Here is a 13,113-nt window from a genome sequence, read left to right on the forward strand (position 1 = left end):
CATCAGTTGAGTTGTTGAAACACGGCCTCAGTCAGTTGGTTGAGGGAAAACGGCTTGGGCAGAAAGGTTGAGTTGGAAATATCCGGTCCAGTATCGCCGAATACACCTTCAGTATACCCGGACACGAAGATCACACGCGCGTCCGGGCGCGTCTCCCTAGCCTTGCGAACCCATGTGGGCCCGTCCATTCCCGGCATGACAACATCTGTGACGAATACGTCGACACTTAACGCGGAATCTTCAAGCAGTCGAAGCGCCTCTTCTGCCGAGTCCGCCTCGAGCACGGTGTAACCCTTCAGTCGCAGCGCGCGCGTTGCAAAGGCGCGAACTGGTGCCTCATCCTCAACCAGCAGCACCACGCCCTCACCCTGTCTGGTGCTCTGGGCTTCGGGCTGGACTGGCAATTCGGCTTCGACATGGGTCGCTGTCTCGCAAATCGGAAGAAAGACAGTGAACTCGGTGCCCCGTTCAATCGCACTGTCGACAAATATGAACCCGCCGGTTTGCTTGACGATCCCCGTAGGCCGTTGACAGCCCAAGGCCAGTGCCTTCACCAGTTCGTTTCGTGGTGTAGAAAGGTTCGAAAATCTTCTGCAGCTTGTCTGCTGGGATACCAACGCCGCTATCTACAACTTTGACTGCCACATAATCGCCCGGTTGCACGGTTGCCCTGTCCCGCATCAGAGGCTGCGAAAGGGTCAACACACTGGTTTCAATGCGAATTTCGCCTCCGTCCGGCATGGCATCCCGCGCATTAACGACAAGGTTCATCAGCACCTGCTCGAGTTGACGCTTGTCTGCCCGCACGGGTTTGAGCACCGGATCGTGGCTCAGCGTCAATTGCACCTTCTCGCCAACCAGACGGTTCAGCAGGTGAATAAGGTCCGAGATCGTGTCACGCAGATCCAACACTTCGGGCCTGAGGGTCTGTTTTCGCGAAAACGCCAAAAGCTGACTGACCAACGCGGCGGCCCGGTTGGCATTCTGATTGATCTGCACCAAATCCCCGTAATCCGGGTCATTCTGGTCATGGCGCAACAGCAGCAGATCGCAGTGACCGGAAATGGCCGTCAGCAGGTTGTTGAAATCATGTGCAACACCTCCGGCCAATTGCCCTACGGCCTGCATCTTCTGGCCCTGAACGAATTGAGCTTCGAGCGTCTTCAGTTCAGTTGCATCGTTCAGAACCGCGATCAGGCATATCTTTCCGTCGACAAACACGCGGCTCAGGGTGACTTGAACAAATATTTCTTTGTCGTCCCTAATGAACCGCAAAAACTCGGATCGCAGCGTTTCTTCATGTGCTTCGGTCCGTTTCAACCAATCCAGCGCAGGGCCACCCATGCCCCGCATGATGTCGCTGATATTACTGCCTTCAAGCTGCTTCTTTCCCAACAGTTTCACCGCCAGCCGATTACTGTCAAGGATGATGCCGTCCTCGGAAAGCCTGAGGATTGGAACCGGAAGGTCAGAGAAGGACGTGACCGCATCCTGTGCGGGTCTCTGCGTGATCGGTAACACACAAAGGCTTCGTTCTGACCCGGATTGAGAAAGTACGGAGACGGCTGCCAGAACATGACCATCGCGGGTCCTGACCGCGTTGACAGCCCCGATCCGCGGTTCGGCTTCGCTGAAAATATCCTGCGCCCCGGCAGGGTGTGCACCAAACAAACGCTCGGCCGTGGCATTGACGCGCAACACGTCACCTTCCCGTCCAAGGGTTACAACCGGCAAACCAAGGGTTTGCCAACTCTCCTGTTGAACACAGCTGAAACTCCAGCAGAACAGCCCCGGCCTCAATTGATGCACGGAAACCGAAATGGTCCGGTCGCCACCGGGAAACTCGCTCTGGGCGCGTCCCGCGGACTGCGCCCGCGATTGCAGGCTTAGTAAAATCGCCGATGGATTGGCAAACTTGGAGCGCAAACAGCGGGCCAGGGTTTCGCCCCGTACGGCCCCCAGCTTTTTCTCCGCCAGGACGTTTGCGGCCAAAATATCACCATACCCGTTTGAGATCACAACTGGAACATCCTCGCGTTCTGCGAAAGCGACAAAAAGGGCTGATATCTGTTGCAAATGCCTGTTTGCAATCGCCCCCTTGATCCCAAACAAAAGCGCCACAACCAGCAGTGAAATGCCTGTTGCCAGCAAACCTTTTGTCCAATCCGACGGCAGAAACCCAACCGCAGGTGCCAAGCTGATCAACAGCGCCACAAACACCAACGACCCGATCCGAAACACCGATGGAGTATCGGCGGTTGAAGGGACTGGAACAAATTCAGTGATGTCAGGCATAAACGGCTCGGGCACAGGTTTTGCGGTAATAACAGGTAGAATTGGTTAACACTCGCCTAACGGCGCTAAAAAACAAATCAGCTACCCAGGGTTGTATTTACCGAAAGATCAGCGCGTCAAGTGTGACGTAAAGAACCCGTCGGACCCGCGCGTTACCTGCCACGCCTGCCGGAAGGTTTCACGCCAGCCCGCATGTTTTGTCAGAAACCTGTCGACAACCGCATCGTTCTCGTCGGCAAGAACCGAACACGTTGCATAAGCCAGCATTCCACCTGCTTGGACCAATGGCGTGATATCTGCGAGAATGTCAGCCTGAATGACCGTGAGTTCTTGCAAACGTTCTTCAGTCAACGCCCATTTGCCTGCCGGTGCGCGCCGCCACGAACCGCTGCCAGAACACGGGGCGTCGGCCAAAACGACGTCAAAAGGCCCGTGACCAGCAAGTTCCGCGCTGTTCAGGATGGTTATTCTGGCCCCTGCCCGCTCTGCCCGCGCTGGAATATCCTTCATTCGGCGCGCATTCACATCATGAGCGTAAACCTCGACACCCTTGTTGGCCGCAATCGCAAGCGACTTGCCACCGCCCCCTGCGCAGTAGTCCAAAACGCGCATTCCAGGGCGCAGATCCAAGGCGGCAACAACCGCCTGACTTGCCGCATCCTGAAGCTCGACCAGGCCCTGAGCGTATGCCTGACTTTGCGCGATCCGGCGCGCGCCCTCTGTCACCTCCAGCCCGGTCTCACATATCGGTGTTGGACGGGCTGAAATACCGTCGGTTGCCAAAGCATCAATCGCCCGGGTTGCATCCGTTTTCAACAGATTGACCCGCAGAAAAACCGGGGCGCGCTCTTGCATTGCCAATGCGCAAGGCACGGCGGCATCGTTCAAGGATGCAACGAACCTTGGCCACAGCCAGTCGGGAAGATCATATCTCTCGGCGTCGGATGTAAAATCCCTTGATACTTCGTCATTTTGAAGGGCTTCTGGCGCGTGGCGGTCACCGGTAAAAAACTCAACCGGATCTTCACCCGATGCGCGAATTGCGCCGATCATCAGGCCGCGGCCAGTTCCGGAACCACCCAACGCAGCAAACGAGCGTTTGCACCGCAAAGCGTCAAACACATGATCGCGAATAGCTGCCCGATCCTTGGAGCCCGCAAACCTGCTTCGCCGCGCCCAGCCGGTCAGCACTTTTTCAACCGGCGCCCCGGCCAGAATTTGATCCAATATTTCAATCGAGGCCTGAACGCGGGCAGCAGGTGTCATCACGGATTACCTTGACTGAAACAGGCCATGACAGGCCAATCCAAAATCACTACGGCACCCCGAGTATGGGTGCCGTATGTCATGCGCAACGGCTTACATCACCCGGTAGTTCGGGCTTTCACGTGTGATCTGAACATCGTGCACGTGGCTCTCTTTCAGACCTGCGCCCGTGATCTTTACGAATTGGCAGTTTCTGCGCATCTCTTCGACAGTCGCGCAGCCGGTGTATCCCATCGCGGCGCGCAAACCACCAACTAGCTGGTGGATCACTGCACTGGCTGATCCTTTGTAAGGAACCTGCCCTTCAATCCCTTCGGGTACCAGCTTGTCATTTGCTGCGTCCTTCTGGAAATACCGATCCGCCGATCCGCGCGCCATCGCACCAAGACTGCCCATACCGCGATAGGATTTGAACGACCGGCCCTGATACAGAATGACCTCACCCGGGCTTTCGTCTGTGCCCGCGATCATCGAACCGACCATGGCGCAGGACGCGCCAGCCGCGATTGCCTTGGCAAAATCGCCCGAGAACTTGATGCCACCATCCGCAATGACCGGAACATCCCCCGCCGCAGCCGCACAATCACTGATCGCGGTCAGCTGAGGTACACCAACGCCCGCCACCATGCGTGTTGTACAGATCGAGCCGGGGCCAATGCCCACCTTGATGGCGTCAGCACCCGCGTCGATCAGTGCCTTGGTCGCCTCGCCTGTGGCCACGTTTCCGGCAATGATCTGGACCTCGTTCGACAGGGTCTTGACCCGTCTGACCGCATCCAGCACGCCCTGAGAATGACCATGCGCCGTATCGACGACAATGATATCCACGCCCGAAGCCACCAGTTGCTCGGACCGCTCAAATCCCGCGTCTCCAACCGAAGTCGCGGCAGCCACTCGCAGGCGGCCAAGCCGGTCTTTGCACGCAGTTGGGTTCAGAACGGCCTGTTCGGTGTCCTTCAGCGTCAGCAGACCTGTCAGTTTTCTCGTGCCATCAACGACAAGCAGTTTTTCGATACGACGGGCCCGCATCAGGCTTTTGGCCTCTTCCAGATCAGCGGGTTCTTTCAGCATTGCCAGGTTTTCCGAGGTCATCATCGCCTTGATCGGCGTGTCGTCTGAATTGGCAAAGCGCATATCCCGGTTGGTCACGATACCAACCACGCGACCATCTGCGTCAACCACCGGGAAACCGGTGAAATTATAGCGCTCGACCAGAGCCTTCGCATCGGCCAGGGTCTGATCCGCACGCAAGGTAACGGGGTTGTAGACGATACCCGATTCGAACCGTTTGACGCGGCGAACCTCGCGAGACTGCTCTTCTACGGAAAGGTTCTTGTGGATGACCCCGATACCTCCCGCCTGTGCCATGGCAATGGCCATGCGCGCCTCGGTCACAGTGTCCATAGCCGAGCTCAGCAGCGGGATGTTCATGGTAATCTCACGCGTGACACGCGTGGTGGTGTTCGCTGTTGCCGGCAGCACTGAAGATGCGGCCGGAACCAGAAGAACGTCGTCAAAGGTGAGTGCCTCACGAATCTGCATCTGAATACCCCATGCAAAAGCCCGTTTGGCGGTGACCCTATTGCATGGATTGAACCAAAGGAAAAGCCCTTGGGGGCAACTCTGTGGCTCCAGTTGCCTATACAGCCGAAGAAAACGACGCATGCCGCGCAAATCGTGCCGCTGATAGCCCTTTCCCTTTGCGCTCAAACCCATATCTTGCCGGGAAAACGCGCGAACACAAAAAGGCATGTCACTCATGACCACCGACCCACTTGTCGTCTTTACCCCGTCCGGCAAACGCGGGCATTTTCCTGTCGGAACGCCCATTCTGACCGCAGCCCGCCAATTGGGAGTGGATCTGGATTCGGTTTGCGGGGGCCGTGGTATCTGTTCAAAGTGTCAGATCACCCCAAGCTATGGCGAGTTTCCCAAGCACGGCGTCACGGTGGCCAAGGATGCGCTGAGCGAATGGAACGCTGTCGAGCAACGATACGACGACAAGCGCGGTCTGAAACCCGGTCGTCGACTGGGCTGTCAGGCTTCGGTTCAGGGCGATGTCGTGATCGACGTACCGCCAGAAAGCCAGGTACATCGTCAGGTCGTTCGCAAGGCCGCCACGGCACGCGCCATCACCATGGATTCAGCAACGCGTCTGTATTTCGTGGTGGTCGAAGAACCCGACATGCATTCGCCAACCGGCGATCTGGAGCGCCTTGAGCGCGCACTGCGCCAGCAGTGGAAAATTGACGTGGTCACAGCGGATCTGTCACTTTTGTCCAAGCTGCAACCGGTTCTGCGCAAAGGCAAATGGGAGGTCACTGTGGCCGTTCACAAAGGTCACAAGGACAGCGTCGCACGCATTGTCGAAATCTGGCCCGGCCTGCACGAAGGCGGGCTGTATGGGCTGGCCATCGACCTTGGCTCAACTACGATTGCGGCTCATCTGACCGACTTGGAAACCGGCGAGGTCAAGGCGTCATCGGGTCTGATGAACCCGCAAATCCGCTTTGGCGAAGATCTGATGAGCCGTGTTTCATATTCCATGATGAACCCCGGCGGGGATCAGGAAATGACAAAAGCCGTGCGCGAGGCGATCAATGATCTGACCACCTCAATCGCTGAAGAAGCTGGGATTGACACCGCGCTGATCGTTGAAACGGTGTTTGTCTGCAACCCGGTCATGCACCATCTGCTGCTGGGTCTGGACCCGGTCGAACTGGGTCAGGCGCCCTTTGCCTTGGCCACGTCCGAGTCGATGTCCCTGCCTGCACGCGAGATGGAACTGACCACCATGAACCCCCGCGCGCAGGTCTATATCCTGCCTTGCATCGCGGGCCACGTAGGCGCGGATTGTGCGGCAGTTGCCCTGTCCGAAGAACCCGGCAAGTCCGAGGATTTGGTTCTGATCGTCGATGTGGGCACCAATGCCGAAATCCTGCTGGGCAACACCAGCCGCGTTCTGGCCTGTTCCTCGCCCACAGGGCCTGCGTTTGAAGGCGCACAGATCAGTTCTGGCCAGCGCGCGGCACCCGGCGCGATCGAGCGGATCGAAATCGATCCCCTTACCAAGGAACCCCGCTTTCGCATCATCGGGTCCGAGAAATGGTCGGACGAAGACGGCTTTGACCTTGATGTCGCCACCACTGGTATCACCGGTATCTGTGGATCGGGCATTATAGAAGCTGTGGCCGAGATGCGTATGGCTGGCCTTCTGGACGAAAGCGGCCTGATCGGATCGGCCGAGCAGACTGGAACGGCCCGCTGCATTCCTGAAGGCCGCACACATGCTTACCTGATTCACGATGCCAGCGCCGAAGGCGGCCCCCGCATCACTGTCACGCAGGGCGACATCCGCGCCATCCAGCTGGCAAAATCCGCGCTTTATGCCGGTGCGCGCCTTCTGATGGACGAGATGGAAGTCGACAAGGTGGATCGTGTGGTTCTGGCCGGTGCCTTTGGCGCTCATATCTCGACCAAGCACGCCATGGTTCTGGGCATGATCCCTGATGCACCGCTGGACAAGGTCACCAGCGCGGGTAACGCCGCTGGTACAGGTGCGCGGATTGCGCTGTGCAATATCGGATCACGCGCTGAAATCGAACGCGTCGTGCGCGAGATCACCAAGATCGAAACCGCAATTGAGCCGAAGTTCCAGGATCATTTCGTGGCCGCCAACGCGATCCCGCACAAAACCGATCCGTTTCCGGAACTGGCGCAGGTTGTCACGCTGCCCAATCCAAGCTTCAACACAGGTGGAGAGAGCGAAACAGGCGGTGGGCGCCGTCGCAGACGCCGCGGTTAGACCAGCATAGGAACGACTCGCAAGTACGCCTCGGGTCGTTCCCCAAACTGGTTTCAGGTTTCGAGACGCACCTCGTCCAGCGACGAAACGCCCATCTGCGCCATGGCAATACTCATTTCATCACTCAGCACAGACCACAGTTGCTCAAGCCCTTCTTCCCCTTCTGCCGCGATTGCAAATTGCAGGATGCGGCCGAAGAAGGCAAAATCTGCGCCGTTTGCCAAGGCTTTCAAAACATCCTCGCCCGAGCGCAAACCGCTGTCGTAAAACAGCGGATATTCCGGACCGACGGCGTTCCGAATTTCAGGCAATACGGCAATCGGCGCGGGCGCACTGTCCAACTGGCGCCCACCGTGGCTTGAGACCTGAATGGCATCGACACCTGCCGACTTGAGGCTCAGCGCGTCCTCTGCATCCAGAACGCCCTTGACCACCAGTGTCCCGGCCCACTGGTCGCGCAGACGGGCCAATATCTCCCACGTCGCCTTGGCCCGGCTTTCCCGGCGATCAAAATCATATCCGTCCATCAGGAAATTCGCCATTTCGGGCTTGCCCCGCAGTAGTGTTGATAGCGACCACCGGGGGTGAAACGCAAAATCAAGCACCTGTTTCGGCCCCATTTTGAATGGCATCCTGAACCCATGGCGCAATTCACGCGGGCGACGTCCCACTTCGGGCACATCCACCGTCAGCACCAGCGTTTCGTACCCCGCAGACTTTGCGCGCTCGACCAGCTTGAACGTGCCACTGCCATCGCCGCTGAAATACAGCTGAAACCAGGCATGTCCTTCTGCCTCGACAATCAGGTCTTCCATCGGGGTTGATGCGACGGTTGATACCCCAAGCGGCACCTCGTACCGCGCCGCAAGACGTGCCAACATCAGATCTGCACCGGGGGCCGACAGATTGCACATGCCCATCGGTGCGATGCCAAACGGGCGTTGGGTCGACCTCCCAAAGACGGAACAAGCAAGCGACCTTTCGCTGACATCTTTCAGAATTCTAGGACGAAGGGTCAGCGCATCCAGTGCAGCCCTGTTTCGGGCTGCGCCAACCTCGGCCCCGGCGGAACCGTCGATATAGTCAAATACCATCCACGGCAGACGCCGCCGCGCGAGGCGGCGGGCGTCCTCGGAACTGTGGATAGCGCTGGATAACATCAGGCCTGTACGGCCTTCATGAACCGGTCGCGGATCACCACCGGATCCATCGTGATAACAGGCATCTTGGCATTTCCGCTTTCGCACTTAGCCACGATGATGGTCATCTGTTTCGAATCCAGCGCTTCTTGCAGCACGCGGCCGGTGTCTTCGGCCTGGCATTCGATGACGCGCTCGCATCCTGCGGCTTCCGCCATTTTCGCCAGAGAGGTCTTCTGCCCAGCATATGTCGGCTGATCCCCTGTGGACCCGTATGACCCATTATCGACGATCAACAGGATATAGTTGTCCGCCACGTTGTTGGCGATGGTCGGCAAGGTACCCAGATTGGTCAGAACCGACCCGTCCCCATCGATCACGATAACCGGCTTGGGCTGCGACAAGGCCAGACCCAGACCGATGGATGAGGCCAGCCCCATCGTGCCCAGCATATAGAAATTGGTAGGCTGGTCATCGATGGCATGCAGTTCCTGACTTGGAATGCCGATGTTACAAACAACAAGCTGATCGCGCAGGATCGGAGCAATTTCTTTCAGAATCTCAGAACGGATCATTGGTCGCCATAGCCTCCCCAGAAACTGGCATCGGTCAGAATGGCGACCGGTTTGTTGCACATAAAGGTGTATTTGAGGATCGTGTCGAGCTCCTCAACATCTGACTGATGGTGGAAGTGATAAGTCGGGATATTCAGCTGAGCCAGCAGCGCTTTGGTATGCACAGCCATTTCAACCTGGCAGGCAACCGGTTCGCGCAGCTCTCCGCGATAGGAAATCAGCATGGGCAAAGGCATTCGGTAAAACTGGATCAGTGTCGCCAGCGTGTTGATCGTCACACCGATTGCGGTGTTTTGCATGATGATCGCGGGACGCTTGCCGCCCATCCATGCCCCGGCGCACAGGCCCATCCCCTCGTCTTCCTTGTTGGACGGGATGTGATAGATGTCCTCTCGCTGGTCGATTTCAGCGATGACGCCTGCCAGTTGCTTGCAGGGGACGGTGGTGACGAACGAGATATCGTTGGCCACCAGATCGTCGGTTATCTTCTTGTCTATGTTCATGGTCGGGCTGTTGGTCCTGTTGGGGCGCTTGGCGCGATTAAGGAAATCAGGTTCTGCGATGCACATGTACAGCGCAGGGGGCATGACGAACAACGCGTGACGCTGTCGATCCCAGAAAGTAGTCGCTTAGATCCGGTTTATGCGAACCTATGACAATGCAGTCCACATTGTTGCTGGTCGCGTAGTCAATGATGGTGCGGGCGGTGTGCCCTTTGATGATTTCGGCTTTCACACCATCCAGCCCGTCAACCTTTTGCAACAAGGCCTGCCTCGCGCGCTCGAACCCTTCGGCCACTGCGGATTTGTCCAGATAGGTGCTGACCGATCCCTGAGGCATTTCGTAGACATGCAAGCCGATGACCTCGGCCCCGTTTTCGGACAAGGCACGCGCGACTTCCAGCGTATGCTGTGAAATGCCGTGATCCAAAGCCATCGGGACCAGAATTTTCTTGTACATGGTGGCCTCCAGTTCTGTCAGGTTTATCCCCAGGGTCTCAGGATAATCTTTGGTGCGGCTACGGAGCCAGAGCGGATATCGCGAAACGCCTGCGCGCCATCGGCCAGTGCACGCTCATCAACCCAATTCAGTGCGCCAAGACGGCCGTCAAAGATCGCCTGAGCCGTGTCGCGGAAATCCTGCGCGGTGTAGGTGTAGGTTCCGATAAAAGTGATCTCCTGCAAGGTCATGCGACGCACGTCCAGACCTCCGGCATCTTCACCCAATCCGACATGCGCGATCACGCCACCCGGCGCGGCCAGGGCCGAAGCGACCGACCGTGTCGCGGCATATCCAACAGCATCAATGACCAACGGGAAAGACCCATTGGGCGCATCCACGAGCGCAAAACTTTCGATTTCCGCCAGATAAGCCCGGCGCAACGCGTTTGGTTCCGCGATTGTAACGTCTTCAATACCCTGTGCCCGCAGGGCCAAGGCTGCTGCAAGGCCAATGGCCCCACCGCCGATCACCAACGCGCGGCGGTCCATCGCAGAATGCAGAGCCTCGATTCCCAATCTGACTGCGTGCCAGCCTACCGCCAGAGGTTCGGCCAACGCAGCCTTGGCGAAAGAGACATCCTCGGGCACATCGACAAGATTTCTGCCGGGCATCGAGACGTATTGCGCGAAAGCGCCTTCGCGCGGTGGCATCGAGATGATCTGACGATCCGGGCAAAGATTTTCGCGACCCGTCCGACATGCAGCGCATTGACCGCAGCTTACCAGCGGATTGATCGTTACCCGATCACCCGCACGTAATCCGTCGACAATGACACCGGCTGCCTCGTGCCCTAGGATCAGGGGCGCTGGGCGACGTGCATCATGGCCCAGATAGGCGTGCATGTCCGATCCGCAGATGCCGACCGCCTCGACCCGGATCAGGTGTTCCGATGCGCCCGGTTCGGCATTCGGCACATCGTCAAACACCATGTGTTCAACATCTTTGTAAACCAGAGCCTTCATTTAGCTGTGAAACCTCCGTCAACCATAAGGACCTGCCCTGTGACATAGTCAGAAGCCTGTGAGCACAAGAACAGGATCGGTCCGTCGATATCCTGCATTCGTCCGTTGCGTCCGATACAGGTTTGCGCGGCGTTCCGTTCTGCGCGCTTGGGGTCGTCGAACACGGCCTGAGTCAGTTCGGTGGGAAAGAACCCCGGGCCGATGGCGTTGGCGGTTATGCCGAAAGGCGACCACGCCTCGGCCATGGCGCGTGTCAACTGCCCGATCCCCGCCTTGGATGCGCCATAGGCGATACCACCTGGAAAAGCGCGCGTTGTTTGCAGCGAGGCGAAATTGACAATACGCCCCCACCCCTTTTCCTTCATCGACGGAACCATCGCCTGACTAAGGAAGAACGGCGCGCTCAGGTTCAGGGCAAGCGTGGCATCCCACCCCTCAGGAGTAACATAATCAGCAGCCTCACGCGCATTCAGGCCAGCCGCATGAACCAGAATGTCGGGGGGGCCAAACTTGGAAGCGACGGCCTGTGTCAACGCATCTACCCCAGCGCGATCTGCAACGTCTGCAACAACCGTTGCAGCACGCGTGCCAATCTCGGCCTGCATCTCCGCCAACGCATCGCTGCGCCGGGCCACGCCGATAACACGGGCACCTGCTGCGGCAAGAGTCCGTGCCACTTGCCGCCCAAGTCCCGAGCTGGCACCGGTGATACACGCCACCCGGCCTGTCAGGTCAAATAAAGTGCGCGGGTCATCCATCGGCAGTCAAGTCGAACTGCTCGTCCGGGAAATACTTCGCAAGACGCACATCTGCTGCACGGGCGTGACCCTCCATTCCTTCTAACCGCGATATCCGCGCGGTCGCTTCGGCAATGGGCTTCGACCCTTCGCGCGTAGCCCGCTGCCACGTCACGATCTTCATGTATTTGTGGACACTCAGCCCGCCAGTATAGCTGGCCGCGCCCGAGGTTGGCAGAACATGGTTCGTACCGGTCGCCTTATCTCCGTATGACACGGTTGTTTCCTCGCCCAGAAACAGCGATCCATAACAGGTCAGTCGTTCCAGCCACCAATCCAGATCCTCAGCCTGAACCGTCAGATGTTCGGGTGCATATTCGTCGGAACAGGCGGCCATCTCTTCGCGGTTGGAACAGACGATAACCTCAGCATAATCGCGCCATGCGGCCGAGGCGTTTTCGCGGTTCAGTTCCGGCAGATCGGCGATGAGCGCAGGTACCAGTTCCATCACCTTTTGCGCAAGGTCGCGATCATCAGTGACCAGCCAGACCGGCGAGTTGTATCCGTGCTCGGCCTGACTGACCAAATCGGTGGCGACGACATGCGCATCGGCAGACTGATCGGCAAGGATCAAACTGTCGGTCGGACCTGCGATCATGTCGATACCAACCTTGCCGTAAAGGATGCGCTTGGCTTCGGCCACGAACTGGTTGCCGGGGCCCACAAGGATGTTGGCGCGCGGCAAACCGAACAGACCGTAAGTCATGGCGGCAACACCCTGCACGCCCCCCATGGCCAGAATGCTGTCGGCCCCGCAGATATGCGCCGCATAAATGATGGCAGGCGCAACCCCTTCGCCAGGGCGCGGAGGCGAGCACGCCGTGATGTGGCGACATCCCGCAACTTTCGCTGTGGTCACTGTCATAATCGCACTGGCGATGTGGCTGTATCGCCCCCCTGGCACGTAACACCCTGCAGCATCCACTGGAATTGCCTTCTGCCCGGCAACGAAGCCCGGAACGATCTCGGTCTGAACGTCAGATACGGTCGCTTTCTGCGTCTCGGCAAAGCGCCGCACATTGTCGTGGGCGAAACGGATGTCGGCCTTCAGCTTTTCGGACACTTTTGCACAGGCGGCCTCAATCTCAGCCGGGGTCAGCAAGACATTCCCTTCGTACTTGTCGAACTTGGCGGCGTATTCTCTTGCCTTTGCATCACCGCCCGCCTCGATATCGGTAAGAATGGTCTTCACCGTATCATGCACCTCTGAGGCGTGTGATTGAGCCGTTAAAGTTGCCTTTTTCAGATATTCACGAGGCATGTTCAGCAGGT

Annotated in this window: 12 protein-coding genes; 1 reads left to right on the forward strand and 11 read right to left on the reverse strand. The window is 58.0% G+C overall.

Annotated elements, in window-relative coordinates; genetic code table 11:
* Positions 1–2: 2 nt before the first annotated feature.
* The 4 genes from I9182_RS20590 to guaB all read right to left on the reverse strand — a co-directional run bounded on the left by I9182_RS20590 (position 3) and on the right by guaB (position 5,103).
* Positions 3–554 (reverse strand): response regulator, encoded by a 552-nt coding sequence (locus tag I9182_RS20590; protein ID WP_348540368.1) that lies wholly within the window; start codon positions 552–554, stop codon positions 3–5.
* Positions 469–2,295 (reverse strand): ATP-binding protein, encoded by a 1,827-nt coding sequence (locus I9182_RS02785; protein WP_348540369.1) that lies wholly within the window; start codon positions 2,293–2,295, stop codon positions 469–471. The genes I9182_RS20590 and I9182_RS02785 overlap by 86 nt, the downstream gene beginning before the upstream one ends.
* 108 nt (positions 2,296–2,403) lie before the next feature.
* Positions 2,404–3,561: an RsmB/NOP family class I SAM-dependent RNA methyltransferase gene (locus I9182_RS02790; RefSeq protein ID WP_209596316.1), complete on the reverse strand. Its 1,158-nt coding sequence runs from the start codon at positions 3,559–3,561 to the stop codon at positions 2,404–2,406.
* Between the two features lie 93 nt (positions 3,562–3,654).
* Positions 3,655–5,103 (reverse strand): IMP dehydrogenase, encoded by a 1,449-nt coding sequence (guaB, locus tag I9182_RS02795; protein WP_209596318.1) that lies wholly within the window; start codon positions 5,101–5,103, stop codon positions 3,655–3,657.
* Between the two features lie 217 nt (positions 5,104–5,320).
* On the opposite strand from guaB, the gene I9182_RS02800 reads away from it, so the two are divergent.
* A complete protein-coding gene (locus tag I9182_RS02800) occupies positions 5,321–7,366 on the forward strand; it encodes an ASKHA domain-containing protein (protein ID WP_209596320.1) in 2,046 nt (681 codons plus the stop codon).
* A 53-nt stretch (positions 7,367–7,419) separates the two neighbouring features.
* On the opposite strand, the gene I9182_RS02805 is transcribed toward I9182_RS02800, so the two are convergent.
* Genes I9182_RS02805 through hisD form a run of 7 tightly spaced genes read right to left on the reverse strand, consistent with a single transcriptional unit; the run spans position 7,420 to position 13,102 of the window.
* Positions 7,420–8,526 (reverse strand): alpha-hydroxy acid oxidase, encoded by a 1,107-nt coding sequence (locus tag I9182_RS02805; RefSeq protein ID WP_209503878.1) that lies wholly within the window; start codon positions 8,524–8,526, stop codon positions 7,420–7,422.
* Positions 8,526–9,080 (reverse strand): sulfopyruvate decarboxylase subunit beta, encoded by a 555-nt coding sequence (gene comE / locus I9182_RS02810; protein WP_209503877.1) that lies wholly within the window; start codon positions 9,078–9,080, stop codon positions 8,526–8,528. The genes I9182_RS02805 and comE overlap by 1 nt, the downstream gene beginning before the upstream one ends.
* Positions 9,077–9,583 (reverse strand): sulfopyruvate decarboxylase subunit alpha, encoded by a 507-nt coding sequence (gene comD, locus I9182_RS02815; protein ID WP_209503876.1) that lies wholly within the window; start codon positions 9,581–9,583, stop codon positions 9,077–9,079. The genes comE and comD overlap by 4 nt, the downstream gene beginning before the upstream one ends.
* 46 nt (positions 9,584–9,629) lie before the next feature.
* On the reverse strand, positions 9,630–10,040 hold the full coding sequence (locus tag I9182_RS02820; protein WP_209596322.1) for a universal stress protein: 411 nt from the start codon (positions 10,038–10,040) through the stop codon (positions 9,630–9,632).
* A gap of 23 nt (positions 10,041–10,063) precedes the next feature.
* Positions 10,064–11,044, reverse strand: coding sequence for an alcohol dehydrogenase catalytic domain-containing protein (locus I9182_RS02825; RefSeq protein WP_209596324.1), 981 nt, complete (start codon positions 11,042–11,044; stop codon positions 10,064–10,066).
* Positions 11,041–11,802, reverse strand: a complete 762-nt coding sequence (locus I9182_RS02830; RefSeq protein ID WP_209596326.1) for an SDR family oxidoreductase — start codon at positions 11,800–11,802, stop codon at positions 11,041–11,043. The genes I9182_RS02825 and I9182_RS02830 overlap by 4 nt, the downstream gene beginning before the upstream one ends.
* Positions 11,795–13,102 carry a histidinol dehydrogenase gene (hisD, locus tag I9182_RS02835; RefSeq protein ID WP_209596328.1) on the reverse strand — a complete coding sequence of 436 codons (1,308 nt, stop codon included), beginning with the start codon at positions 13,100–13,102 and terminating at the stop codon, positions 11,795–11,797. The genes I9182_RS02830 and hisD overlap by 8 nt, the downstream gene beginning before the upstream one ends.
* Between the last annotated feature and the right edge of the window lie 11 nt (positions 13,103–13,113).

The sequence above is a fragment of the Ruegeria sp. HKCCSP351 genome, from assembly GCF_017872535.1.
Taxonomy (GTDB): Bacteria; Pseudomonadota; Alphaproteobacteria; order Rhodobacterales; family Rhodobacteraceae; genus Ruegeria.